This window comes from Stenotrophomonas sp. SMYL41, assembly GCF_036319965.1.
In the GTDB taxonomy this organism is placed as follows: Bacteria; Pseudomonadota; Gammaproteobacteria; order Xanthomonadales; family Xanthomonadaceae; genus Stenotrophomonas; species Stenotrophomonas maltophilia_R.
The window spans coordinates 472464-497831 of sequence record NZ_JAWIRX010000001.1 but is presented as its reverse complement, the minus strand read 5'-3'; the positions used below and the strand labels follow the sequence as shown (position 1 = coordinate 497831).

Annotated in this window: 26 protein-coding genes; 9 read left to right on the top strand and 17 right to left on the bottom strand. The window is 67.1% G+C overall.

All coding sequences use genetic code 11. From position 1 onward, the window contains the following. Positions 1-3: 3 nt before the first annotated feature. Positions 4-399, bottom strand: coding sequence for a flagellar basal body rod protein FlgB (flgB, locus tag V3B30_RS02315; protein ID WP_005409576.1), 396 nt, complete (start codon positions 397-399; stop codon positions 4-6). A gap of 127 nt (positions 400-526) precedes the next feature. Beyond that, the gene (locus V3B30_RS02310; RefSeq protein ID WP_014037130.1) at positions 527-1471 is read right to left on the bottom strand and encodes a chemotaxis protein; all 945 of its coding nucleotides are present in this window, start codon (positions 1469-1471) and stop codon (positions 527-529) included. A 142-nt stretch (positions 1472-1613) separates the two neighbouring features. Between V3B30_RS02310 and flgA the strand changes: the two genes are divergently transcribed. The 4 genes from flgA (at position 1614) to V3B30_RS02290 (ending at position 4298) form a co-directional block, all read left to right on the top strand. Next, on the top strand, positions 1614-2270 hold the full coding sequence (flgA, locus tag V3B30_RS02305) for a flagellar basal body P-ring formation chaperone FlgA (RefSeq protein WP_262082667.1): 657 nt from the start codon (positions 1614-1616) through the stop codon (positions 2268-2270). Positions 2271-2345: 75 nt separating this feature from the next. Continuing rightward, positions 2346-2651, top strand: coding sequence for a flagellar biosynthesis anti-sigma factor FlgM (flgM, locus tag V3B30_RS02300; protein WP_005409579.1), 306 nt, complete (start codon positions 2346-2348; stop codon positions 2649-2651). Continuing rightward, entirely contained in the window at positions 2648-2986 is a 339-nt protein-coding gene (locus V3B30_RS02295; RefSeq protein WP_014037132.1) for a FlgN family protein, read from the top strand. The genes flgM and V3B30_RS02295 overlap by 4 nt, the downstream gene beginning before the upstream one ends. A gap of 91 nt (positions 2987-3077) precedes the next feature. Then, positions 3078-4298, top strand: a complete 1221-nt coding sequence (locus V3B30_RS02290; protein ID WP_100472215.1) for an ATP-binding protein — start codon at positions 3078-3080, stop codon at positions 4296-4298. A 93-nt stretch (positions 4299-4391) separates the two neighbouring features. Here V3B30_RS02290 and V3B30_RS02285 read toward each other — a convergent pair whose 3' ends face one another. Both V3B30_RS02285 and V3B30_RS02280 read right to left on the bottom strand, forming a co-directional pair. Continuing rightward, a complete protein-coding gene (locus V3B30_RS02285; protein ID WP_100472216.1) occupies positions 4392-6164 on the bottom strand; it encodes an EAL domain-containing protein in 1773 nt (590 codons plus the stop codon). Positions 6165-6168: 4 nt separating this feature from the next. Then, positions 6169-8271, bottom strand: coding sequence for a PAS domain-containing sensor histidine kinase (locus tag V3B30_RS02280; RefSeq protein ID WP_100472217.1), 2103 nt, complete (start codon positions 8269-8271; stop codon positions 6169-6171). Positions 8272-8401: 130 nt separating this feature from the next. Between V3B30_RS02280 and V3B30_RS02275 the strand changes: the two genes are divergently transcribed. After that, complete coding sequence (locus V3B30_RS02275; RefSeq protein WP_262082666.1) at positions 8402-11161, top strand: GGDEF domain-containing phosphodiesterase; 2760 nt, start codon at positions 8402-8404, stop codon at positions 11159-11161. Positions 11162-11380: 219 nt separating this feature from the next. Here V3B30_RS02275 and V3B30_RS02270 read toward each other — a convergent pair whose 3' ends face one another. From V3B30_RS02270 to V3B30_RS02235, 8 genes are all read right to left on the bottom strand, one after another. Beyond that, positions 11381-11590: a hypothetical protein gene (locus tag V3B30_RS02270; protein WP_262082665.1), complete on the bottom strand. Its 210-nt coding sequence runs from the start codon at positions 11588-11590 to the stop codon at positions 11381-11383. A 170-nt stretch (positions 11591-11760) separates the two neighbouring features. Continuing rightward, a complete protein-coding gene (locus V3B30_RS02265; protein ID WP_262082664.1) occupies positions 11761-12108 on the bottom strand; it encodes a hypothetical protein in 348 nt (115 codons plus the stop codon). Positions 12109-12205: 97 nt separating this feature from the next. Next, positions 12206-12421 (bottom strand): hypothetical protein, encoded by a 216-nt coding sequence (locus V3B30_RS02260; RefSeq protein WP_099552262.1) that lies wholly within the window; start codon positions 12419-12421, stop codon positions 12206-12208. 98 nt (positions 12422-12519) lie between these two features. Beyond that, complete coding sequence (locus V3B30_RS02255; protein WP_049421939.1) at positions 12520-13710, bottom strand: methyl-accepting chemotaxis protein; 1191 nt, start codon at positions 13708-13710, stop codon at positions 12520-12522. 169 nt (positions 13711-13879) lie between these two features. Next, positions 13880-14494, bottom strand: a complete 615-nt coding sequence (gene hflD, locus V3B30_RS02250) for a high frequency lysogenization protein HflD (protein ID WP_010485865.1) — start codon at positions 14492-14494, stop codon at positions 13880-13882. Beyond that, entirely contained in the window at positions 14491-15633 is a 1143-nt protein-coding gene (gene mnmA / locus V3B30_RS02245; protein ID WP_100472222.1) for a tRNA 2-thiouridine(34) synthase MnmA, read from the bottom strand. Before mnmA ends, hflD begins: the two co-directional genes overlap by 4 nt. Next, entirely contained in the window at positions 15630-16091 is a 462-nt protein-coding gene (locus tag V3B30_RS02240) for an NUDIX hydrolase (protein ID WP_262082661.1), read from the bottom strand. Before V3B30_RS02240 ends, mnmA begins: the two co-directional genes overlap by 4 nt. 1 nt (position 16092) lies before the next feature. Further along, entirely contained in the window at positions 16093-16566 is a 474-nt protein-coding gene (locus tag V3B30_RS02235) for a YbjN domain-containing protein (RefSeq protein WP_100472224.1), read from the bottom strand. A 112-nt stretch (positions 16567-16678) separates the two neighbouring features. Here V3B30_RS02235 and clpS point away from each other — a divergent pair, with 112 nt between their 5' ends. Then, a complete protein-coding gene (gene clpS, locus V3B30_RS02230; RefSeq protein WP_006444529.1) occupies positions 16679-17005 on the top strand; it encodes an ATP-dependent Clp protease adapter ClpS in 327 nt (108 codons plus the stop codon). A gap of 76 nt (positions 17006-17081) precedes the next feature. On the opposite strand, the gene V3B30_RS02225 is transcribed toward clpS, so the two are convergent. Next, entirely contained in the window at positions 17082-17894 is an 813-nt protein-coding gene (locus V3B30_RS02225; protein ID WP_262082659.1) for an APH(6) family putative aminoglycoside O-phosphotransferase, read from the bottom strand. 138 nt (positions 17895-18032) lie between these two features. On the opposite strand from V3B30_RS02225, the gene clpA reads away from it, so the two are divergent. Then, the gene (gene clpA, locus V3B30_RS02220; protein ID WP_100472226.1) at positions 18033-20318 is read left to right on the top strand and encodes an ATP-dependent Clp protease ATP-binding subunit ClpA; all 2286 of its coding nucleotides are present in this window, start codon (positions 18033-18035) and stop codon (positions 20316-20318) included. A gap of 71 nt (positions 20319-20389) precedes the next feature. On the opposite strand, the gene V3B30_RS02215 is transcribed toward clpA, so the two are convergent. From V3B30_RS02215 to aat, 3 genes are all read right to left on the bottom strand, one after another. Beyond that, a complete protein-coding gene (locus V3B30_RS02215) occupies positions 20390-20770 on the bottom strand; it encodes a hypothetical protein (RefSeq protein WP_262082657.1) in 381 nt (126 codons plus the stop codon). A 202-nt stretch (positions 20771-20972) separates the two neighbouring features. Continuing rightward, complete coding sequence (gene infA, locus V3B30_RS02210; RefSeq protein WP_005409596.1) at positions 20973-21191, bottom strand: translation initiation factor IF-1; 219 nt, start codon at positions 21189-21191, stop codon at positions 20973-20975. A gap of 86 nt (positions 21192-21277) precedes the next feature. Continuing rightward, a complete protein-coding gene (aat, locus tag V3B30_RS02205; RefSeq protein WP_262082682.1) occupies positions 21278-22018 on the bottom strand; it encodes a leucyl/phenylalanyl-tRNA--protein transferase in 741 nt (246 codons plus the stop codon). 72 nt (positions 22019-22090) lie between these two features. Between aat and V3B30_RS02200 the strand changes: the two genes are divergently transcribed. Beyond that, positions 22091-23359, top strand: coding sequence for a hypothetical protein (locus V3B30_RS02200; protein WP_262082656.1), 1269 nt, complete (start codon positions 22091-22093; stop codon positions 23357-23359). 58 nt (positions 23360-23417) lie between these two features. On the opposite strand, the gene V3B30_RS02195 is transcribed toward V3B30_RS02200, so the two are convergent. Continuing rightward, entirely contained in the window at positions 23418-24542 is a 1125-nt protein-coding gene (locus tag V3B30_RS02195) for a GNAT family N-acetyltransferase (RefSeq protein ID WP_262082655.1), read from the bottom strand. Positions 24543-24733: 191 nt separating this feature from the next. Between V3B30_RS02195 and V3B30_RS02190 the strand changes: the two genes are divergently transcribed. Next, entirely contained in the window at positions 24734-25024 is a 291-nt protein-coding gene (locus V3B30_RS02190; protein ID WP_262082654.1) for a hypothetical protein, read from the top strand. Positions 25025-25368 lie beyond the last annotated feature (344 nt).

Genomic DNA, 25368 nt, shown 5'->3' with positions numbered 1-25368 from the left:
GGCTTATTGCCCCGTGATCGCGGTCAGCATGGAACGCACCTTGCTCTCGACGAAGCTGAGCGAGGCGCGGTATTCCAGTGCGGCGCGACCATAGGCGGCACGCTCGGCATCGGGGTCGACGGTGTTGCCGTCCAGGCTGGGCTGCACGCCTTCGCGCGCGATCTGGAACGGGTTCAGGCCACTACTGATCTCGTAGTGCTGCTCATGGGTGGTGGCCATCAGGCCGTTGGCATCCTGCCCCTGGGCGTGGCGCAGGGCGGCATCGAAGTCCAGGTCCTGGGCCTTGTAGCCGGGCGTGTCGGCATTGCCGAGGTTGCTGGCGATCAGCTTCATCCGCTGTTCGCGCAACGGCATGGCCTGGGCGTGGACGCCCAGGTAGTCGGTAATCAGGTTGCGCACGGTGCACTCCCACGGGAACGTTGCCCGGGAAGCTGCAAGGGGTGTGCCCAAGGCGTGGGGGCACATGCCCCCCGGGGCGGGCGCGGGCGCGCCGGGGGGGGGCGGGCCCCCCCCCCCGCGGCCGGCCCTACGCCGCCAGCGCCACCTTGCGCAGGCGGTCCAGCACGAAATCAGCCAGTTCGTGCGGCGAGTACTTGGCGACGAAGGCATTGGCGCCGACGCGCTCGACCATGGCGTTGTTGAAGACGCCCGACAGCGAGGTGTGCAGCAGCACGTACAGGCCGGCCAGGCCCGGGTGGCGCCGAATTTCCGTCGTCAGCGTGTAGCCATCCATGGCCGGCATCTCGATGTCGGAGATGACCATGGCGTAGCGCTCGGCCGGGTTCTCGCCCGAGGCGTGGACCTGCAGCAGGTGGTCCAGCGCCTGCTTGCCGTCGGAAAGCAGGGTGGCACCCACGCCCAGCTGGTCCAGCACGCTGCGGATCTGCTGGCGGGCCACGCGCGAGTCGTCCACCACCAGCACCTGCAGCTGCGGGCCGTCGGCGGGCATGGCCATCGCCGGGTCGAGTACCGCTTCACCGCGCACCTGGGCGATATCGGCCAGCACGCTTTCAACGTCGATCACCTGGATCAGCTCACCCTGGAAGCGGGTCACCGCGGTCAGGTAGCTCGACTCGGCGCCCAACTCCGGCGGCGGGTGGATGTCTTCCACCGCGATGTTGACGATGCGCTCCACGCCGCTGACCAGGAAGCCCTGGATCGAACGGTTGAATTCGGTGACCACCAGGTAGCCCGGCGAGGTGTCCGCATCGGGCTCGCGCTCGGGGTGGCCGATCGCCAGGCCCAGGTCCAGCACCGGTACCGAGCGGCCGCGCACGTCGGCCACGCCAGAGAACTGGCTGGGCAGGCCGGGCACCTGGAACAGCTCGGGCCGCCGCAGGACTTCCTGAACCTTGAAGACATTGACGCCAAAAAGCTGACGTCCGCCGAGACGGAACAGCAGCAGCGCCAGGCGGTTGTGGCCGGCCAGTCGGGTCCGCTGGTCGATCCGGTTGAGCAGGTCATGGGACATGGCTGCTGTATCGGCGTGGGGGGGCGGAACTTGAGCGCTTTTGTGGTGTCGAGCATGGCTCGACTCCACAAAAGGCGGCCCCTCGGTCTGGCACACCCCTTGCACGCACCAGGGCCAGGTCTTGCCGATTGAAGGAGGCGCCATGCGCCGGGTCACATCTCTATTCGCCATCGCGCTCGCCGTGGCTGCGCCATGGGCGAGCGCTGCGGACTGGCAGCCGGTGGCCAGCATCCGCACCGCGGCGCTGTCGACGCTGCCGGCGGGCAGTGAAGGCGAAGCGCAGGTGGCCGATGCGCTGCGCCTGCCGAAATGTGGCGGCGCGTTGCAGGTGCAACCCACCGCCAACACTACGGTGGAGGTCAGCTGTCCCGATGCGGGCGGTTGGCGCCTGTTCGTGCCGGTGAAAGTGCGACGCAACCAGACCGTGCTGGTGCTCAACCGTGGAATCGGTACTGGAGAAACCCTCACTGCCGCCGATATCACCACTGCCCAGCGTGACGCCGCCCGGATTGCCGGCGCGGTGCTGGCCGATCCCACTGCAGCGATCGGCCGCATCGCCCGCCGTCCGTTGCAGGCCGGAGCCCTGCTGTCGAACAGCGACCTGGTGGTCCAGCGTCTCATCAGGCGAGGAGACAATGTGGCCCTGGTGTCGCGTCGCGGCTCGGTCGAGGTCCGCATCGCCGGTCGTGCGATGGGTGATGCAGGTGAGAACGAACGGGTCTCGGTCGAGAACCTTTCCTCGCGACGGATCGTGCAGGGCACGGTCGATGCCGCAGGTGACGTAATCGTGGCGCGTTGAATTACCGCAGAATATCCCTAAAGATCACGGCCCTGCGGCCGTTATCCCTTGTGAACGGCAACTCCAGGACACCCCATGAGCCAGAAAATCGACGGCAACCTGCAGGTCCCCCAGGCACTGCGCAGCGTGACGACCCCGGCCAACAAGCCCGGCGTCAGCACCGATGCGGCGGCGCGCCCGGTCGAGGCGGCCGACAGCCTGCGCCTGACCGGCGAGGCCACCAATCTGCAGGCCATCGAGCGTGAGCTGACCACCGCCCCGGCGATCGACGCCCAGCGCGTGGCAGCTGTGCGCGAGTCGCTGCAGAACGGCACCTACAAGATCAATCCGGACGCGATCGCATCGCGCATGCTCGATCTGGACCAGCAGCTGCACGGATGACTGCGGCAATGAGCGAGCCGCTGCAGCGTCTCGCCCAGGCCCTGGACGTTGAGCGCCAGGCCCTGGTCGAGCACGACGTGCACGCCCTGATCCGGGCTACCGGCGCCAAGCTGGAAGCGCTGCGTGCGCTGGAAGGCGCGCCACCGGTGGGCGAGGGCGAACAACTGCAGGAACTGGCCGAGCGCAACCGTGCCAACGGCGTGCTGCTGTCGCGCCGCCGCCGCGAGGTGAACTGGGCACTGCGCCAGCTCGGCCGCACCGAAGACGCCTCGGCCTACGACGCCAAGGGCCAGTCGCATACGGTCAGCATCGGACGGCCGCTCGCCGTCGCCTGACGCGACGGCGGTCGCACAACCCCATCAAGCGGGCTGAAGCCCGCTGCACGACCGCGTATATTGGGCGCCTGTTCGAACGCCCCGAGTCGCCGTGTCCGCTGCCAACGCCCTGGTTACCGCCCCCCTTCCGCCACAGCCGGTGCTGCAGGCCCTGCTTGAGCGCCTGCGCGAAGGGCTGCTGCTGTTCACCGAGGACGGGCAGGTGGCCCTGGCCAATCCGGCCGCGCAGAACCTGCTGGCCGGTGGCGAGGAGGGCGGACTGCCGCCGCCGCAGCGCCTGCGCGAACTGCTGCCCCCCGACGCACTGGAGCAGGCCCGCCAGCATGGCCACTGGAATGGCAGCCTGCCGCTGGGCGAGGGCGTGGTCATCGCCCACCTGTACCACCATGGCCCGATCGGCCAAGGCCATTTCCTCGCCCTGTTCCGCCACATTGAAGGGCAGGAAGACTACGAACGCGAACTGCAGCAGCGCCACGCCGAGCTGCGCCAGGCCTACCTGCGCCTCAATGGCACCCAGGAAAAGCTGCTGCAGTCCGAGAAGATGGCCTCGATCGGCCAGCTGGCCGCCGGCGTCGCGCATGAGATCAACAACCCGATCGGTTACGTGCACTCCAACCTGGGCAGCCTGCAGGAATACCTGCGAAGCCTGTTCACCGTCATCGAAGCCTACGAGCGCGCCCTGCGCGCGCCGGACCCGAAGGCGCTGATTCCGGAGATCGACGACATCCGCGACCGCCTGGACATCGATTTCATCAGCCGCGATCTGCCGCAGCTGATGGCCGAGTCGCGCGAAGGCATCGAACGGGTGACGCGTATCGTGCGCGACCTGAAGGACTTCTCGTACTCGGGCCGCGACGAGTCGTGGAAGCTGGTCGACCTGCACGCGGGCCTGGAATCGACCATCAACATCATCTGGAACGAACTCAAGTACAAGGTCACCCTGGTGCGCGAGTTCGGCCAGTTGCCGCTGGTGGAGTGCCTGCCGTCGGAGTTGAACCAGGTCTACATGAACCTGCTGCTCAATGCCGGCCATGCCATCGCCGAACGCGGCACGATCACCGTGCGCACCGGCGTCGACGGCGATCACGTATGGGTCGAATTCGAAGACACCGGCGGCGGCATCTCGCCGGAACTGCGCCAGCGCATCTTCGATCCGTTCTTCACCACCAAGCCGGTGGGCAGCGGCACCGGCCTGGGCCTGTCGATCTCCTACAGCATCATCAACAAGCACCACGGCCGCATCGACCTGGACAGCACCCCGGGCGTGGGCTCGCGCTTCCGCGTGGTGCTGCCGGTGAAGCAGCCGCGCTGACCGCACCTGGTAGTGCCGGCCGCTGGCGGCAACCTCATCCCACCAAGTACCCCAGAGCAGCCGGCCGGCGGCCGGCTCTACCGGACGGGACCCTCACCGCGGCGGCCGATCCTCGCCACCATCCCCGGCGTCCACCGGCGCCGGGCCGGCATTGCTGCGGCGCTGTTCCTCGTAGGTGCGGAACGCCTGGTGGATGTGCTTGCGCAGCTCGTCGTCGTTCCACGGCTTGGTCAGGAAGCGGTAGATCGCGCCGCGGTTGATCGCATCGGTCACCGTGTTCAGATCGGTGTAGCCCGACAGCACCAGGCGGATCGTGTCCGGGTACAGCATCTTCACCCGGCCCAGGAATTCGGTGCCGCTCATGTCGCTCATGCGCTGGTCGGACAGAATCACCTGCACGTCGTTGATCGCCAGCAGATCAAAGGCATCACGCACGTTGCCGGCCGCCAGGATGCGGTAGCCGTCGCGGCGGAACAGGCGCACCAGCGAGCGCAGCACGTTTTCCTCATCGTCCAGCAACAGCAGCGTCCGGTCCGGGCGCGTTTCGGCGAAGGCCTCCGGGCGCAGGTAGCGGCGGCGCAGCGTCATGCCGGCGGCATCGGCCGACATCGGTTCACCGAACAGGTAGCCCTGGAATACATCGCAGTCGTTGCGGCGCAGGAATCCCAGCTGGGCCTGCGACTCCACGCCGTTGGCGATCACGGTCATGCCCAGCTGGTGGCCCATGGCAATGATCGCGCGCGCGATGGCGGCCTCGCGGTTGCCGGCCGGCGCACTCTTGATGAAGCTGCGGTCGATCTTCAGCTTGTCCACCGGGTAGCGCACCAGTGCGCTGAGGCTGGAGTCGCCGGTGCCGAAGTTGTCCAGGCTCAGGCTGATGCCTTCGTTGCGAAGGTTGGCCAGCGTCTCATGGACGAAATTGACGTTGTTGGTCAGCGCACTCTCGTTGATCTCCAGCGTCAGCATGTGCGCCGGCACGCCCGCGGCCTGCATCAGCGACATCACCTCGGCGAAGAAGTTCGGCCGCAGCAGTTGCAGGGTAGATACGTTCACCGCGATGGTGAAGTCATCGAAGCCCTGGTCGCGCCAAAGCCGCGCCTGCTTCAGCGCGCCTTCCAGCACCCAGGTGCCGATCTGCACGATGATGCCCAGCCGCTCGGCGGTGCGCATGAAGCGTTCCGGCACCAGCATGCCCAGGGTGGGCGACTGCCAGCGCAGCAGCGCCTCCATGCCCACCACATGGCCATCGCGCGCACTCACCAGCGGCTGGTAGCGCAGCTTCAGCTCGCCATTGGGGATGGCATCGACGATCTGGCGGGCGATGATGCTTTCGCTGTGCGCGCTGGGCGGAGTGTCCACCGCATGGATGCGCACCGCATTGCCGCCTTCGCGGGCGGCCTGGTACAGCGCATCTTCCGCATGGTCGAGCAGGCGTGAGGCACTGCTGGCATGCTCCGGGCACAGGCTCACGCCCAGCTTGCCGGTCATGAACAGCGTGTACGGCAGCACCGACAGTGGCAGCTCCATCTGCTGGCGGATCTCTTCGGCGAAATCCTCCGGCAGCGGCAGGTCTGCGGTGCGTGGCACCGCGATCAGGAACTCGTCGCTGCCATGCCGCCACAGCTTGCCGCGACCGCGCAGGTAAGACTGCAGGCGTTGCGCGACCAGCACCAGCGCCTGGTCGCCCACTTCGGCGCTCATGTTCTCGTTGACCGATGCGAAGTGGTCGATGTCCACGTGCATCAGCATCAGCGCGATGCCGCCGGAGGCTGCCTCGGCAACCATGGCCTGCAGCTCGGGGTTGCCGGCGCCAAGGCGGTCGGGGGCATCGTCGATGCTGACCGGGGGCAGGTTCGGATTCCACATAGGCTCAGTATTCCGGTGAATCGACGGCGGCCATGCTGGCCGCCTGGTAGGGGAGGTGGACGTCGATCAGGGTGCCTTCGCCATGCGCGGATTCGATCCGCACGTGGCCACCGACGCTCTGTGCGCGCTCGCGCATCACGATCAGGCCGAGGCCGCGCGGGCCATCCGGATCGAAGCCCTCGCCATCATCGCGGATCTGCAGGTGCAGGCCGCGTTGGCCGACATCGCGCAGCTGCAGCAGTACCTGGCTGGCGCGCGCGTGGCGCAGGGCATTGGTGAGGCTTTCCTGGGCGATGCGGAAGCAGGCCTGTTCAATGCTGTTGTCGGGGCGGTGCGGCAGCGGCTCGATCTCGGCCAGCAGCTCCACCGGCGAGGAGCGGAACAGCACCCGCGCCTGCCAGCTCAGCGCCGCCTCCAGGCCCAGTGCATCCAGCTGCGGCGGGCGCAGCAGGGTGGAGATGTCGCGCAACTTGGCCACGGTGGTGTCGGCCAGGCTGACGATCTGCGCCAGGTCTTCGGCACGGCGCAGCGGGTCATCCTCGTCCTGCGCTGCATAGGCCGACAGCTTGATCGCGGTGATGGCCTGGCCGATGTCATCGTGCAGGTCGCGCGAGATCGCACGACGCTCATCCTCCTGCAGCGAGAACAGCCGCCCGGCCATCGCCTGCAGCTCGCGGTTGCTGGTTTCCAGCGCGCTGCGGGTGCGTTCGGAATCGCTCAGGTCGCGCACGATCAGCAGCTTGCAGTCGCGGCCGCCGTAACGGACTTCGCCCACCGCCAGGCCGGCATGGAAGCTGCGGCCGTCGGCACGCTGCATGGCCACTACGCTGCTGTGGCCCGGACCCAGGTGCGGCTGGCCGGCGCGCAGCTGGCTGCGCACCCGCGGCAGGTCTGCGGCAGCGACCAGTGCCGACAGTGGCTCGCCAAGCAGGGTGTGGCTACCGTAGCCGAACAGGCCAGCGGCCCAGGCGTTGGCGTACAGCACATGCTCGTCGGAGAGGATCACCACGCCGTCGGGCAGCACCCGCACCAGCTCGCGGAACTGTTCCTCGCGCTCGCGCAGAAGGCGCCGCGACTGCTCCCGCTCGGTCACGTCCTGCAGCGTGCCCAGCACGCGGCTGCGGCCCGCTTCATCGATCCCACTGGCGGCGCGCAGGTGCACCATCAGCGCACGGCCGTCCATCGCCAGCAGCGGCAGCAGCACGTCCACCTGCACCGGCTCACCGGAGCACAGCTCGGCCAGCAGCTGTTCGGTCTGGCTGGCGGTGGCCGGGTCGGCCGGCACCAGCAGCTCGTCGAAGCGGTGCCAGCGGCGGGCCTCGGGCGGGCGACGGCCGAGCAGGCGATAGACCTGGCTGGAATAACGGCCCAGCCCGGTGGACGGATCAAGCTCCCAGGCGCCGATGCGGGCCAGTTCATGGGCCTCCTCCACCCGGGCCAGCGCCTGGTCGCGGCGCAGCTGGGCCAGGTCCTCGGCGGTGCGATCGATGGCGATCAGCAGGCGGGCGTTGTGGCCGTCGTAGCTGATGGCGTTGGAGCGCAGTTCCATCTGCCGCAGCGAACCGTCGCGCAGCTGCAGTTGCGCCCGCAGGATGCACAGCTCCTCGGGCGCCTCGCGTATTGCTTCCAGCTTGGTCTGCAGCGCCTGGTCCTGGCCCGGGGGCCACAAGGCATCGATGGTCTGTTCCAGCAGCTCGTCGCGGTCCCAGCCGAAGGTGCTGCAGGCGGCCGGGTTGGCATCCAGGATCGCCAGCGTGTCCAGGTCATAGACGAGGATCGGGCCGGGGTTGCCCTCGAACATCTGCCGCAGGCGCAGCTCCGAGGCCTGCTGGCGCGCATGGGTGTGCAGCACGTGTTCGGCCAGCGGACGCAGCAGCAGATACAGCAGGCCCGCGCTGGCCAGGGCGAAGAACGAACCCTTCAGGCCCTGCCACAGGGCCGCCTGCTGCGGATCGGGCACCAGCGCCTGCACCACGCTGTCGGTGGCGATCATCCATGCAAGCGCCATCACCAGGTAGCTCAGCACTACCCGCCGTCGGTCACGGCTCAGCGCCTGCGCCATCCGTGGGTCGGGAACTGGAGCGTTGCCGGTCGGTTCTGCGGGCATGGACGGGGTGGGTGAAAGGGGCGCCGGTCATCTTACCCCGCAGCGCGCCGTGACCACTCAATTATCCGCCGCAGGCGCCGTTAACCACTGCGTGCCCCGCTGACGGGCGTGTCATCCGGAGCAAGATCGCGTGGACCAAGGGATCATCGCCAGCCTGCTGCAGCACCCGCTTGCGTCGGCGCTGGTCATCGTCGACCGCACGGGCCGCCCGCTGGCGGCCAATCCCGCTGCGCGCGCGCATGGCCTGCCGGCTACCGTAGCCGCGTATGCCCCGATGCTGGAAGATCTGCGCCTGTTGGCCGCTGATGGCGGCATCGTGGCCTGCACGCTGCCAGGTGGCCCGCGCGGGCACTACGACGGTCATCTGCGCGCCGTGCACGACGGCGCCGGCAATCTGCTGGCGTTCACCCTGAGCGTTCCCGAGCCGGTACCGGTCGACGGTGGCGGGCGTTGGGAGCTGGCACTGGACAGCGCCGGGCACAGCCTGTGGGACTGGGACATCCCCAGTGACCGCGTGGCGCGCACGCCGGCGCTGGGCGACGAAACCGCCACCGAAATGCTGTCGCGCGTGCACGGCGAGGACATCGCCCAGGTGCGCGCCGCGCTGGACGAGCACCTGCGAGGGCGAAGCGAGCAGTACAGCGCGCAGTTCCGCTTCCGCCAGGCCGACGGGCAGTGGCGCTGGGTGTTGGATCGCGGCCGCGTGGTCGCGCGCACCGCCGACGGCCAGCCATTGCGCATGGTGGGTACACATACCGATATCGAGCAGCAGAAGCAGCTTGAATCGCTGCTGCAGGAACAACAGCTGCACCTGAGCGAGGCCCAGCGCATCGCCAGCATGGGCAGCTGGTCGTTCGACCCCAACAGCGGTCACTTCTGGTGGTCGCCGGAACTGCGCTCGCTGCTGGCGCTGGGGCAGGGCGCCGTGCCAGGCCAGCGGCGCTGGCTGAAGCAGCTGCACCCGCGTTCCCGGGGTGCGCTGCGCGCGGCATGGCGGCGCCTGTGGCGTGACGGCCGTGCCGCCAATCTCGAGCTGGAGCTGACCCGCGGCCATGAACCTTCGCAGCATCTGCGCCTGTGGATGCAGCCACTGCTGGACATGGACGGGCAGCCCAAGCGCCTGCTCGGCCAGGTGCAGAACATCACCGAGCAGCATCAGACCGACGCGTTGATCCGCTGGCGCACCGAGCTGCTCAACCGGGTTTCCGCGCTGGGCCGCATCGGCGGCTGCGAGATCGAAGTGCAGACCCGGCACATGCAGTGGACCGAGGAGTGCTATCGCATCCACGGCCTGCGCAAGGAACCGATCACGCTGGATCAAGCGCTGGCGCTGTACACCGAGGATTCGCGCCTCGCCTTCGAGGCGGCGCTGGGCCGGATCGCCGCAGGTGGGCTGCCCGAGCAGCTGGACCTGTGCTTCTACCGCCAGTCCGGCCTGCGCGTGTGGGTGCAGGTACTGATCGAGCTGGACCGTCGCGATGGCCTGCCGCCGCGCTTCGTGGTGCTGTTCCGTGACATCACCCGCGAGCGCGAGGCCAACGAGCGCATCGAGCTGCTGGCCCACTACGACCTGCTGACCGGCCTGCCCAACCGCGTGCTGCTCGGCGAGCAGACCGCAGAGGCGATCGAGGAGGCGCGCGACCGCGGCACCTCGCTGGCGATGCTGTTCATCGACCTGGACGGCTTCAAGACCATCAACGACAGCTTCGGCCATGCCACCGGCGATGCGCTGCTGAAGGCCGCCGCCACGCGGCTGCACCAGAACCTGCGCAACAACGACCTGTTCGGCCGCTTCAGCGGTGACGAGTTCATCGTGGTGCTGCGTGACCTGGCCGAGCCGGAAGACGCGGGGCATGTCGCCCGCAAGTTGATCGCCTCGCTGGCCGAGCCGCTGCGCCGTGGCGAGACCACCTTGAAGGTCGGCGCCAGTGTCGGCATCGCGATGCTGGGTGATGCCCAGACCGACTTCGATTCACTGCTGCGCGCCGCCGACGCCGCGATGTACGCGGCCAAGGAAGCGGGGCGCAACACCTACCAGTACTACAGCCAGGACGCGCTGGCGCGCATCCAGCGCAGGCTGGAACTGGAGCACGCCCTGCACGGGGCGATCGAGCGCGAAGAATTCAGCCTGGCCTACCAGCCGTTGCTGCACGCCCACCAGGGCGAGCCGCCCGCGATTGAAGCGCTGCTGCGCTGGCATCGGCCCGGCATCGGCTACTGCAGCCCGGCCGAGTTCATCCCGATTGCCGAAAAATGCGGCGAAATCGTGCGCATCGGCGACTGGGTGCTGAATGAAGCCTGCCGCCAGGCGACCGCCTGGGACCGTGCTGGACTACATTTCGACCGAATCGCGGTCAATGTATCGGCGGTGCAGCTGCGCGACCGCGGGTTCGCCGAACGGGTGATCGAGATCTGCCATGCCCACGGCTGGCCGCCGCAGCGGCTGGAGTTGGAGCTGACCGAGTCGGCGCTGATCCGCGACACCGACATCCTGCGCCATTGCTTCGACGTGCTGGAACGGCACGGCGTACCGCTCGCGGTGGATGACTTCGGTACCGGCTTCTCCAACCTCAATTACCTCAACCGCTTCCCGGTGGGGCGCCTGAAGATCGACCGCAGTTTCGTGCAGGGCATGCTGCATGATTCGGGCACGGCCGAAGTCACCCAGGCGATCGTGCACCTGGGCCACGCGCTGGGCATGAAGGTGGTGGCCGAAGGTGTGGAAACGCACCAGGAAGAAGACATGCTGCGCCGCCAGGGCTGCGACGAAATCCAGGGCTACCTGTACTCGCGGCCGCTCAGCCCGCGCGACCTGGCACAGTGGCTGCGCCAGCAGCACCCGGCACCGGTGCGCACCGACGCCAGCAGCGAAGCGGTGCTGGTGCGCTGACAGCCCGACGCTGGTGTAGTCCAGCTCTGGTGGGTGCCGACTCCGGTGGGTGCCGACCGTTGGTCGGCACGGATGCTCGCGCTCGCGATCATCCACGCAGGGCGTGGATCTACCTGATCCGTGCGGGCATCGCTTCGCCAACGACAGCATAACGCCGCGCAAAAACCAGCAGATCCACGCCATGCGTGGATGCTGTCAACACAGGCTTGCAGCGCCAGGTCAGTCATCTTCCACCAGATCGCCTAGGTCGAGGATCTGCGGATTTACACTGTGCGCGGCAATGCTTCGGAGCATTCCAGCCTTTGGCCGGAGGGCGTAGCAATGCATCGTATGGATGGGATTGAATTCCAGCCACGGGCAGGATGAGTGCCCCAGGATAACCGGCATGTTGAAACTGATGTCGTTGGAATCGTCCAGTGGCGAGTCCATTTGCCGCCTTGATGTTCCTGCACGACATCGCCAAGATATCGCGCGAACACAAACCTCAAAGCATCCTGTTCGTCCTGCGACAGCGGCTCAGCCATTGATCCAGGCCATGCGACAAGTCCGAAAAGACGGAGGGTGGATGTTGTTCGTGTGCATTCCCGCAGGTCGTGGATCTACCGGTTCATCAATGCGATGCCTGCGATCGAATAGCTGGCGATCAGCAGTCCGAGCACATACGCCGCCACGATGATCAGCCAATACGTCACCGGCTCGATGTCCCGCCATGCATCAATGGTGCCGACGCGGTGATGGCTCAGATGGACATGCCCGGTGCTGATGGCAGCTGCTGCCATCCAGGCGCATAGAAAGGCCATCAGCATGAAGAGCAGGCTGCCGAACAGGAATGCGACAGGTCGATGCCGGGGCGGCCGCAAGGTGGCGTAGGCGGGACGCCAGGTAAAGGTGACCGCGATGAGCACCATCGCAGCAAATCCCAGCCAGGTCATGAACGTGGTGCTCATGCGACGACACTCCGTGTCCAGCCATAGATGGCATGGGCGGATCATGCCATGGGTGTGGAACGGGTGGCGGTGAAGGCCATCCACGCATGGCGTGGATCTACTTCAGCGCTTCCCCATCCAGCCCAAGGTCCCACGCCAGGCCCAGCAGCTCGTCGTCCGCGCGGGACGGTGCAGGCCGCGCATCGGCCAGTTGCTGCAGCTCGCGGATCTCCTCGCGTGCCACCTCTTCCAGCTGCTGCAGCTGCTCACGCACGCTCGCGTTGCGCGGGCGCTCGGTGTCGGTGAGGGAGGGCAGGGCGCGGATCAGGGTCATGGTGCGTGTACAGGATGCATCCAACGGCGGGTCACAGGCAAAGGCCCCGGAAGAACCGGGGCCTTGCGGGCTGCCGGTAGCGGCAGCGGACATCAGGATCAGAACAGCTCGACCGTGCCAGCACCCATGCTCTGTTGGGCAACCGGCTTGTGCGGCGGGCGTTCCCATTCGCTGCGCAGTTCGCGCAGGCGGTTGCCGGTGCGCTGCAGGGCGGTGGCGATCTCTTCGTCGAACACGCCGCCATTGCGGTGCAGCAGTTCCTGCAGGGCCACCGCCTCGCGGTTGATCGCGGTCAGGCGATCCAGGTGGGTGTGCACGCCGCCCAGCGCCTGGGTGGCGATGTCTTCGAACTGCAGGGCGCGCACGGCCTCGGCCACGCTGCCATCGATCGAACGGGCGCACTCGGAGACTTCGCGCATGCCGTCGCCCAGCGAGGCATTGATCTGGGCCACGTTGTCGAGCATCGCGGCCGCTTCCTGGCGCGCTTCACGGGAACGGTCCATGTCACGCGAGGCCATGTGCGAAACCGTCTCGCGGACCTTGGCGATGGCGTCCTTGGAACTGTGCGCCAGCTTGCGGATCTGCTCGTTGAACGTGGTCGAGCGTTCGGACAGGTTGCGCACTTCGTCGGCGACCACCGCGAAGCCACGACCGGCTTCACCGGCACGCGCAGCTTCGATGGCAGCGTTCAGCGCCAGCAGGTTGGTCTGGTCGGCGATCGACTTGACGTCTTCCAGCAGCGCGAAGATGCCGTCCAGGTGCTGCGCCATCTGGTCGATGTGCTGCACGGTGGTACTGCTCTGGCCGCTCACCTGTTCCAGCGCTTCCACCAGCTGTTCCATGCGGTGGCTGGCGTGCTGGGCGAAACGCGCAACGTCGAGGCCGGCATTGCCTTCATCACCGGCGCGGTCGACGATGCGCGACAGGGCCTGGCTCTGCTGGCGCGACTTGCGGTTCATCGCATCGAAGCTGCCGCCGAGGCTGGAAACCGCCTGGCGGATCAGGTCACGGGCGCGTTCCACTTCGCCACGCGAACCGTCGATCTCGTTGCCGACGAAGTTGCGCAGTTCGGTCAGCAGCTGGTCCTGCTCGCGCAGGACACGGGCATGTTCCGGGGAACGATGCGCCTGGGCGCGGGTGGTCCACCACGCAAAGCCGAGCCAGCTCAGCGTCATCGTGGTCAGGATCGCCCAGCGCAGGGCGGCCGGCCATTCGAAACCGATGGCGAAGGGGAGCAGCAGGGTCAGAGCCAGGGGGGCGGCCAGACGGATGAAAATGCGTGAGTACATGGACGTTCTCGGGAGGTGCACGGAGGATGTATCGGCCGTACCCCCTTTCTCTTTAACGTCGATGTGCCTCGAAGTGCATTCTGAATGCGCCGGTTTTCCGGCGCTGCCGGGGATTCGGGGTCAGGCGGGGTCGGATCCCTTTGGGAAAAGGGCTCTGACCCCATGGGGCTCACGCCAGCTGCCGGTCCACAGCCTCGATCATCGCCTTGCGGCTGAACAGGAAGTCCCAGTAGCTGCCCCCCAGCTGGCGCCACAGCACCGCCGAACGTACCGCAGCCAGCAGCAGAGCGCGGATCTCGGCGACCACGCCGGCCTGGCCCAGGTAGTGCGGGTTGCCCTGGACCATCACCCGCGGCTTCAGGTGGCTGATGGTGTCGGCGTACAGGCCGCCCAGGTTGGCCAGCACGTCCGGGTGACCGCTGTCGCCCAGTTCGGTGGCCTGGCGCTGGGCGCGCTCGATGCCCGAGGCGACCTTGTTCACGGTGGCGCCGTCCTGCACGAAGCGCCGCTCCAGCTGCAGTACCGACAGGGCCAGCTTGGGCAGGATCGGGTCCTGGCCCTGGCTGCGGAAGTAGTTGTGCAGCAGGCGCAGGCCGGCCTTCAGTGCATGGCGGTCACCGAACACCTCCTGCGGCGAGGACGCGTCAACGCGGAATACGCTGTCCACGGCAGTGCGCACGGCGGCGGCGTCGGAATGGCCGGTATCGGCGATGCGGCGTACCTGCTGCAGGGCCTGGGCAATGCCGGCCAGGGCCAGGACGCGGTCGTCGACAGTGAAACTCATGCAGCGATTACCTCAAAAGGAGAAGGGGTGGTGCGCAGGCGCTGTTCCAGCGGCGCATCGGTGGCGGCGATCACTGCGCCACCCAGGCACACGTCACCGTCATACAGCACCAGTGATTGACCGGGCGTAACGGCGCGCTGCGGGCACGCGAAGGTGACCAGCACGCTGCCATCATCCAGCACCTCGACTGCACACGGCTCATCGGGCTGGCGGTAGCGGGTCTGTGCCGTGCACTCAAAACGGCGAGCCGGGGGCGAACCGGCAACCCAGTGCGCGGTCTCCGAACGCAGGCGGTCGGACAGCATCCACTTGCTGTCGCGGTCCTGGTCCACGTACAGCACGTTGCTGGCCACATCCTTGCCGACCACGTACCACGGCGCAGCGGGGCGGCCGCGCACGCCGCCGATGTTCAGGCCTTCGCGCTGCCCCAGGGTGAAATAGAACACCCCCGGGTGCTCGGCGATGACGCTGCCATCGGCCGGGTCGAGGATCTGGCCGGGTTTGGCCGGCAGGTAGCGGCCGAGGAACTCGCGGAAGTCGCGCTCGCCGATGAAGCAGATGCCGGTGGAGTCCTTCTTGGCATGGGTCGGTAGACCGACGTCGCGCGCGATGCGGCGCAGGTCGCTCTTTTCCAGGTCGCCGATCGGAAACAGGGTGGCAGCCAGCTGCGCCTGGCCCAGCTGGTGCAGGAAGTAGCTCTGGTCCTTGGAGCGGTCGGCACCGCGCAGCAGCAGCCACTGGCCGCCGCGCTGGGTCACCCGCGCGTAGTGGCCGGTGGCGATGCGCTCGGCGCCCAGTTCGCGCGCGGCATCCAGGAAGTGCTTGAACTTCACTTCGCGGTTGCACAGCACGTCCGGGTTCGGCGTGCGGCCGGCGGCGTACTCGGCCAGGAAGTGTTCGAACACACCCTGCCAGTACTCGCTGGAAAAATCGCGGAAGTGGAACGGGATGCCGAGCAGGCCGCAGACAGCCACCGCATCGCGGCGGTCGTCTTCGGCGCGGCAGTCGCCGCTGCCATCATCGGCCCAGTTCTGCATGAACAGGCCAGCCACGGCCTCGCCCTGCTGCACCAGGCGCCAGGCGGCGACCGAAGAGTCGACGCCACCGGAGACGCCCACCATTACACGCGGAGTGCTCATGCGACCTCCCGGACCAGCGAAAGCGGATGGCGTTGGCCACCCAGGTAATCGGCCACCACCTGCCATACCAGCGGGCTGCGCTGGCGCTCGCCGGCGGCCTGCAGCTCGGCCGGGGTCAGCCACAGTGCGCGGTCGATGCCGGTGTCCAGCGGCTGCGCCGGGTCATGCGAGACCGGGCGCGCCGCATAGCAGAAACGCAGGAAGGCGGTGCCGTCGCCGGCGGTCCACTGGTAGCAGCCGATGAAATGGGTCAGCTGCACCGTCCAGCCGGTTTCCTCCCGGGTCTCGCGCAGGGCCGCCTCAGCCAGGCTTTCGCCCGGCTCGAGGTGGCCGGCCGGCTGGTTCAGCACCCGGCGCCCGTCGATGGTCTCTTCGACCAGCAACACGCGGCCGCCGTCGATCACCACCGTGGCGACAGTGGCGTGCGGTGCCCAGCGCGGGTCCGGCGTGGCGTTCAACTCAGAACTCGTCCTTCTTGGTCAGTTCCAGCTCCATCGCGTCGGCGGTGCGGATGGCCGCATCGATGGCGTCGCTGAGCTGGTCCGGGGTGGCATCGGCGTCGATCTTCACCACGAACATGGCCGTGGTGTCCTGCTTCACCCAGCCGCCCATCTTGGCATCCTGCGAATCCTCCAGCAGGCGGTTGGCCACGGCGACCGGGAACTGCTTGGTCTTGGCGCTGTAGGCCGGCGCCCAGATCTCGCGGATGTTGTGGGTGCCGAAGTCTTCCACCGCCGAGCGCACGTAGACCATCTGGGTGCGGTCACCCTCGACGTCGAAGACCATGCGGTAGTCGCCATCCTCGTCGACTTCGTAGGTGTAGCCCAGCTTGTCCAGGTGGCGGGCCACGGACTTGTCGGCCTGGGTCTCGGCGGCGGCGGAGCCGGCGGCGGCCAGAGCGATCAGCAGGGCGGGAAGAAGGGTCCTTTTCATGAAGATCCTGTGAAACAGTGTTGAGAGAGGGTGCAATTGTGACGGTGGGCGCGCGTGCCGTCCAATCTGCGTCGGGCCGACGCAGGCTTGCCCGAGCCTCTATAATGGGCAGATGCCCCATGAGTCTTCCCCCGATTCCCATCACGAGCACGGCGTAGCCGTGGAACCCGCGCGCCCGGAAGTGGCGCCGCCGCCGTTCTACCAGGTGATGCTGCTCAACGACGACTACACCCCGATGGATTTCGTGGTGGACGTGCTGCAGCAGTTCTTCAGCATGGACCTGGACAAGGCCACGCAGGTGATGTTGCACGTCCACACCCGCGGCCGCGGCGTCTGCGGGGTGTTCACCCGTGAAGTGGCCGAGACCAAGGTTGCCCAGGTCAACGAGTACTCGCGGATGAACCAGCACCCGCTGCTGTGCACGATGGAAAAGGCCTGACCGGCTGCCGATTCTCGTCCGGGCACATTGTTCCCGGATGGGTGTGCCCCCAAGGTGGGCACCTGCCAAGCACGGATCAGCCCTCCGCCAGCGCCTCCAGCGCCATCCGTGCCACCGCCTCGTCCACGTCGGCAGGGTCGCCGTCATCCCTGAACCACACTGCCGACAGCGCCATGCTGGCCGCGATCCAGCGCAGCAGGCGCGTGCGCTCCAGGCCGGCCAGTGCGCTTACCTGTTCCAGCCGGGCGGCAAACCGCTCGGGCCGGGTGGCCACATGGATGCCAGGGCCGCACAGGTCCGGATTGCTGAACATCGTCGTGTAGTCGAACGCGCGGTCGCCCAGCAGCCGCTTCGGGTCGATCGCCAGCCAGCCGCGCGCGCCGAAATCGAGCACATTGTCGTGGTGCAGGTCGCCGTGCAGCGGCCGGATCTCGCACTCCTCCTGCAGCAGTCCCTCCGCCAGTGATCTGCACTGTTCCAGCAGTGGCGGCAGCGCCGCCCTTGGCTGCAGCAGGTCGGCGAACCATGTACGCAGGCAGACCAGGTCGTCTGGCGGCGCACTCCGTGGCCGGTGCAACCGCAGCAGGACCTGGCACAGGATCGTGGTGCAGGCGTCATCGTCGCCCTCTATCGAACGTTTCCGCAGCGAGTCGCGGCCGGCACGTTCGATCAGGATCGCTGGTCCCTCGTGGGCCAGCAGGCGGGCGGCGCCGTCGCCACCCCACCAGCGCAGCAGCCGATGGGCGTTCTGTTCCTCGGGTTCGTCGCCGACCTTCAGCATCGCCGGTTCGCCGGCGGCGGTCAGCACCGGCCAGAGCCGGGCGCGCGGTGTTTCGATGGCCTCGCCATCACGCCGCAATCGCCAGCGGCTCAGGTAGGGTTCGCTCATGCTGGGCGGGCTGTCCTGGAGTGAATGAAGATCAAGCAATTCGCACTGCTAACGCCATCTGAACGCAGCAATCCGCTAGGGTGATGGAAATCGCGTAGTCAGGCCGCATATTGTCCCCATCTGCCGCCGGAGTAATCCATGTTCAGCAAAGACCTCGAACACACCATCGGCCAGTGCTACAAGCGCGCCCGTGAGGCCCGGCATGAATTCATGACGGTCGAACACCTGCTGTTGGCACTGCTCGACAACCCGTCCGCCCAGGCCGTACTGAAGGCTTGCGGCGCCGACGCCGACCGCCTGCGCCAGGAGCTGGAGCAGGCCATCGAGGCCTCCGTGTCCCGCCTGGCCGAAGATGACGGCCGCGATACCCAGCCCACCCTGGGCTTCCAGCGCGTGCTGCAGCGGGCCGTGTACCACGTGCAGTCCTCGGGCAAGAAGGAGGTCACCGGCGCCAATGTGCTGGTCGCCATCTTCGGCGAAAAGGACTCGCATGCCGTCTATTACCTCAACCAGCAGGACGTCACCCGGCTGGACGTGGTCAATTACCTGTCCCATGGCATCGCCAAGCTGGGCGAGGAGGGCGAGCAGCCGTCCTCCTCCTCCGAGGGCGAAGGCCGCATCGAAGGCGGGGAGGGTGAGCCGAAGGGCGATGCCCTGGCCGAGTTCGCCAGCAACCTCAACGAACAGGCCCGGGCCGGTCGCATCGACCCGCTGGTCGGGCGTGCCGACGAGATCGAGCGCACCATCCAGGTCCTGTGCCGCCGCCGCAAGAACAACCCGCTGTACGTGGGCGAGGCCGGCGTGGGCAAGACCGCGATTGCCGAGGGCCTGGCCCGCCGCATCGTCGAGGGCTCGGTGCCCGAGGTGCTGGCCGACGCGGTGATCTATTCGCTCGACCTGGGCGCCCTGGTGGCTGGCACCAAGTACCGTGGCGACTTCGAGAAGCGCCTGAAGAGCGTGCTGACCGCGTTGAAGAAAGTGCCCAATGCGGTGCTGTTCATCGACGAGATCCACACCATCATCGGTGCCGGTTCGGCCTCGGGCGGCACCATGGATGCGTCCAACCTGATCAAGCCGGCGCTGGCCTCCGGTGAGCTGCGCTGCATCGGCTCGACCACCTTCCAGGAATACCGTGGCATCTTCGAGAAGGATCGGGCGCTGGCCCGCCGCTTCCAGAAGATCGACATCGTCGAGCCGACCGTCGGCGAGACCTACGAGATCCTGCAGGGGCTGAAGTCCAAGTACGAACTGCACCACGGCGTGACCTATTCCGACGAGGCGCTGCAGGCGGCGGTGGACCTGTCGGTGAAGCACATCGGCGACCGCCTGCTGCCGGACAAGGCCATCGACGTGATCGACGAGGCCGGCGCCCGTCAGCGCCTGCTGCCGGAAGGGCAGCGCAAGGAGCTGATCGACGTCGAGGAAGTGGAGGCGATCGTCGCCAAGATGGCGCGCATTCCCACCAAGCAGGTCAGCGCCACCGACAAGGATGTGCTGCAGCACCTGGAGCGCAACCTGAAGATGGTGATCTTCGGCCAGGATCCGGCCATCGAGACACTGTCCTCGGCGATCAAGCTGGCACGCTCCGGCCTTGGCAACCCGGAAAAGCCGATCGGCAACTTCCTGTTCGCCGGTCCGACCGGTGTCGGCAAGACCGAGGTGACCAAGCAGCTGGCGCTGCAGCTGGGCATCGAGCTGGTCCGCTTCGACATGTCCGAATACATGGAGCCGCATTCGATCAGTCGCCTGATCGGCGCCCCTCCGGGCTACGTCGGCTTCGACCAGGGCGGCCTGCTGACCGAGAAGATCGTCAAGACGCCGCACTGCGTGCTGCTGCTGGACGAAATCGAGAAGGCGCACCCGGACATCTTCAACATCCTGTTGCAGGTGATGGACCGCGGCGTGCTGACCGATACCAATGGTCGCGAAGCCAACTTCAAGAACGTGGTGCTGGTGATGACCACCAATGCCGGCGCGGCCCAGGCCTCGCGGCGCTCGATCGGCTTCACCAAGCAGGACCATGCCACCGACGCGATGGAGACGATCCGCCGCAGCTTCACCCCGGAATTCCGCAACCGCCTCGATGCGGTGGTGCAGTTCCAGGCGCTGGGCTTCGAGCACATCCTGCGCGTGGTCGACAAGTTCCTGATCGAGCTGGAGATGCTGCTGCAGGACAAGCACGTCAGCCTGTCGGCCACCCCGACCGCGCGCGACTGGCTGGCCCACCACGGCTTCGACCCGCTGATGGGTGCGCGCCCGATGGCCCGCGTGATCCAGGACAAGATCAAGCGTCCGCTGGCCGACGAGCTGCTGTTCGGCAAGCTGGTCAACGGCGGCAAGGTCAGCATCGATGTCCGCGACGACGAGCTGGTGGTCGAGACCCAGGCCGAACCGGAACGCCTGCTGCCGGTCACGGTGGAGTGAGCTGACGCCGGGCCTGGCCCGGTGAGCTCGGGCAACAAGGGCGGCTCCGGCCGCCCTTGTCATGTGCGCGGTCAGCGGCTGCGCTGGCGGGTCTTCTTCTTGAAGGTGGCCTCGTCGATCGGCTCGATCTGCGCCACGGTGCAGCGGCTGGAGTCGGTCTGCAGCTGGCTGCGCCCGGCGGTGCACAGCAGGCCCTGCTGCCCTTCCGTGGAAAAGCTCAACTTCCGCGAGTAGCCCGCAGCGGAACAGTCGTCCTGGAAATGCACGACGTAGTGGTCCTGGCCATTGCGCAGCAGGATGTTGCGCGAGGCGCCGGCGCGCACCAGTTGCTGGTCGCTGCCCAGCTGGACGCAGTCACTGGTGGTGGAAGGGGTATCGGCGGCGCGCGCGGGCGATGCGCTGGCGGACGCGACAACGGCGATGAGCAGGGTGGTCAGCGGGAGCATGTTCATGGCGGGGCAGGGGATGGCGATCCGGACTGGATCGGCTCCCACGATGCCGCCACGCGTGCAGGGTCGAATCTGCCGCAAGCAGGGCTGACCGACGTCACGGTGAGTTCGGTCACGATGACCTCCGGCAGGGCCGGATTGCAGGCATGACAAAAGGCCAGCAACCAGGGCTGGCCTTGTCGAAGTGGCGCGGCGCGCCGACCGCTTACTTCATGCGGTAGGTGATACGACCCTTGGTCAGGTCGTACGGGGTCATTTCAACCTTGACCCGGTCACCGGTGAGGATGCGGATGTAGTTCTTGCGCATGCGGCCGGAGATGTGGGCGATGATTTCGTGCCCATTTTCCAGGCGAACGCGGAAAGTGGTGTTCGGCAGCGTCTCGCTGACGGTGCCCTCGAACTCGATGGAATCGTCTTTCGACATGTAGTCCTGTGCGGTTCAGAAAACGGCCACGCTGGGCCTAAGGCGCGGTATTTTACGCGTGACGGGCCCAGCTTGCAAAGTTTGTGTTAACCCCCGGCCAAACGCTGTGCCGGCAAGCGTCCGACCGCCTGCGTCCAGGGGCCTTCACGGCCGTCATGGCGCACCGCGTGGCGCACGTGCTCCAGAAACGCCGCGCGCGGCAGGTGTTCGGCGCCCATCCGCAGCAGGTGCGGATTCTCCACCTGGGCATCGATCAGCGCCCAGCCCCAGCCGTGAAGCGTGGATGCCAGCGCCGCCAGGGCGATCTTGGAGCCGCCGCTGGCGCCACTGAACATGCTCTCGCCGAAGAACATCGACCCGATCGCCACCCCATAGATGCCGCCGACCAGCGTCTGCCGGTCCCAGACCTCGAAGGAGTGGGCAAAGCCGAGATCGTGCAACTGGCTGTAGGCCTCAACCATCGCCGGGCTGATCCAGGTGTCGTCCTGGCCGGGCCGAGGCGCTGCCGCACAGGCGCGCATCACCCGGCTGAAGGCGGTGTCGGCGGTGACCTCCCAGGTGCTGCCGCGCAACTGGCGGCGGAAGCGGCTGGACAGATGCACGCCATCGGTCCGGAACACCATGCGCGGGTCGGGCGACCACCACAGGATCGGCTCGCCCTCGCTGAACCACGGAAAGATACCGCCGGCGTAGGCGTTGAGCAGGCGCGCCGGATGCAGGTCGCCGCCCACCGCGAGCAGGCCGTCGGGCTGGCGCAGGGCGGTCTCGGCCGGCGGGAAGGGGGCGTCCGGCGCATCGGCCAGGCGCCAGGGCAGCTGGCGGGTCATGCCGCCATTGTATTCGCCGTGGTGATGGTTGATGTCTGGCACCATCACGCTTCACCGGCAAGGAGCCTGCGAATGAGCGACCCGATCCCAGCCATCCTCGACGTGCATGACACCCCGCGCACGCGCAACGACAGCCAAGGCATGCTGCTGTCGCTGGCCAGCGAGCATCCGCATCAGCTAGGGGAGTTGATGCTGCAGGCCTTGGTGCGACGCTCACCGGGCTCGGCCTTCCTCGACATGGCGCTGGACCTGCTGCCGGATGAGGCGGTGCCCGCAGTCGCGGCCGATGCATGGCGCCGCTATCGCGAGGGCGAGCGCGGTGAACTGCTGGCCAGCGTGATGGCGTTCGCCAGCTACCAGGCGCCGCAGGTGCTGCAGGAAGATTGGGAGGCGTTGCTGGCGGTGGCCCACGAAGATCAGGTGCAGTTGGCCTCGCAGGTCTGGCAGGGCCTGTCCGCCGCGACCGCCGCACACTGGGCACAGATGCTGGCCGAGGCCGGGGATGATCGGGAGATGGCGCGCGCGAGGGCGCTGCTGCTTGCTGCTCAGCCCGAAACCTACACCGTAGCCCGGGGCTACCTCGTCGACTGGGGCCAGCTGGATGCCGAGATCTGGGCGCACTGGGCTGGCGTGGCCAACGGTCCGCTGCCGCGCCGCCTGTACGGTGAGAGGCCACTGCACATCCGCTTCGGCCGTGAGCAGCACCGCGCGCAGTTGGCCGATGAGCCAAGCTGGCGCAAGCGCATCTGGCGCCTGCATCCGACCTGGAATGGAGGCGAGGTGCATCACACGGGCCGCATGGGTGGGCTGCTGGACGCACTGTGCGGTGGTTGTCACGCGCCGCTGCAGCGCCTGCTGCAGACCCATGCTGCCGTACTGCAGCCCGGCGCGGAGGGTGAGGTTACGCTGGGGCTCTGCCTGGATTGCTGCGGCTGGGAAGAGCCGCCGGTGCGCTTCTATCGCCACGATGCCGACGGCCTACCCAATTGCCATCCCAGCCAGTATCGCGCGGTGCCGAATACGCCCACCGACAGTGGCGACCTGATGCAGGCCGAGGTGGGCCTTGTGGCCCTGGAAAGCGTGCGCTGGCAGCAACAGGACTGGGGCCAGTCCAACCATCGGCAGAACCTGTCGCGCGTGGGTGGTGCGCCGAGCTGGGTGCAGAGCGCCTGGTACCCGGCGTGCATCGATTGCGGCGAGGAGATGCCGTTCGTGATGCAGCTGGATTCAACGCTGCCGACCACGGCTGAGGGCACGCTGCTGTGGGGCAGCGGCGGCATGCTCTATACGTTCTGGTGCGCAACGTGCCGGGTGAGTGGGCACTTCTGGCAGTGCACCTGAGCGCAGTACGCGCCCCATCGCGCCGGTAGGTGCCAACCTTGGTTGGCACGCTTTTCCACTACGGCCCTGCGCGGAACGGCCCATGCCCCTGCAGTTCCTGCCGGTAACGCCGCACATCCCGACGCTCCTGCCGGCACCAGTCCTGCAGCGCTTCTGCAAACTCCGCATCGGCCACCCAGTGCCGGCTGCGCACCAGTGCCGGCAGGAAGCCGCGCGCCAGCTTGTGCTCGCCCTGTGCGCCGGGCTCGAATCGGCTCAGCCCCTCGCGCAGGCAGTACTCGATGCCCTGGTAGTAGCAGGCCTCGAAGTGCAGGCCAGGCAGGGTGGCGCCGCCCCAGTAACGGCCGTAGAGCGTGTGGCCGCCACGCAGGCACAGTGCACCGGCAATCGGCTGGCCCTCCTGCTCGGCCAGGAACAGCACCAGCCCGCGTCCCAATGAAATGGCCAGATGACGCAGGAACGCCTCGGTCAGCGCCGGGGCATTGCCGTATTCGAGGAAGGTCTGCAGGTAGAAACGGTACATGGCCTGCAGGTCGGCGCGGCTGGCCTCGTCGCCATGTACTACGCGGAACGTGATGCCCTGGCGGGTGACCTTGGCCCGTTCCTGGCGGATGTTCTTGCGGTGCTTGTGATCCATCGCGCCGAGGAACTGATCGAAGGTCGCCCACTCACCCGGATTCTGCCACTGGAACTGCACGTCCTCACGCAGCAGCCAGTCATCGCCGAACAGCGCCTCGTCGCCCGCTGTGTGGAAATTGATATGAGCCGAGGACACGTGCAGTGCGGGCAGCGCATCACGCAATGCCGACAGCAACGCGGCGCGTTCTGAATCGTGACGGGCCAGCAGGCGCGGGCCGGTGACCGGCGAGTACGGCACCGCGCCCAGCCATTTCGGGTAGTAGTCACGGCCATGCCGGGCATAGGCGTTGGCCCAGGCGTGGTCGAACACGAACTCGCCGTGCGAATTGGTCTTCAGGTAACCCGGTATGGCGCCAACCAGGTGGTCGCCCTCCCACAGCGTGAAGTGCCGGGGCTGCCAGCCCCAGTCCTCGCGCAGGCAGCCGTGTTGTTCCAGGCCAGACAGGAAGGCATGGCTGACGAACGGGTTCTGGCCGTCGTGCAGCGCATCCCAGTCGGTGGCGGGAATGGACTGCAGAGAGTCGAGGAAGCGGGCGGAGGGCATGGTTGGCAAGGATAGGCCAGGTGGATCGCGAACGGTGTTGGCGGGGCTGGGTTGGTTTGTTCCGGTTGGGGGTGAGGGAAGTTTGAAATCTCCATCCGTGTGCGCTTGGTGCGGAATTACCGGCGCACGGCTCGGCAGGGTGGCGGGGCGCTGCATGAGCGGCGCGCATCCCACCCATGGAGGAATCAACAATGAAAGGATTGAAGCTTGCAACTGCCGTGGTCGCGTGCGGCCTGTTCTTTGTGCCGCCCGTGTTGGCTTCTGCAGCCGAGATCTCGAAGGCAGCGGAAGATCCGGGCGCCTATGCAGAGTTGGTGGCGCTGCTTGAGCGCGAAATTTCCTCCCAGTTGACACGCCATCTGCAAGAGAAGGGCAGGTTGCGCCAAGTGACTGTGAGCGTAGCGGTAGATCCGCAAAAGCGCAGGATGGTCGTCGACTTCGGCTCCGGATACCTTCCGGGCAACGACCAGAACTATGGATAGCTCTTCCTCATACCGCTGGCCGCTGATCTTCGGCACTACTCCGATCAGGCGGGCCTGGAAATCCTGGACGTGGAGTTCCTTTTTCAGGGTAAGCCAATGGAGGCGCATTTCCCGGAAGATCACCCTGCGCCAAGAGCGGCGAAATCCCGGTCCGCACACGCGCAGGCTCTGGTTTCGTCAAGCCATGGGTACATTGCCTTGCATCCCAGCAGGGCGTGGGAATTTCAACGACCAGCCCCGCTCGGACTGCAGGAGGATGTATTGAGCCCAACATACGGAGACGAACTGCAGGGCTTTCTGGAGCAACGAAGCGGATTGGTCGTGCATCGAGCACGCAGTCGTTC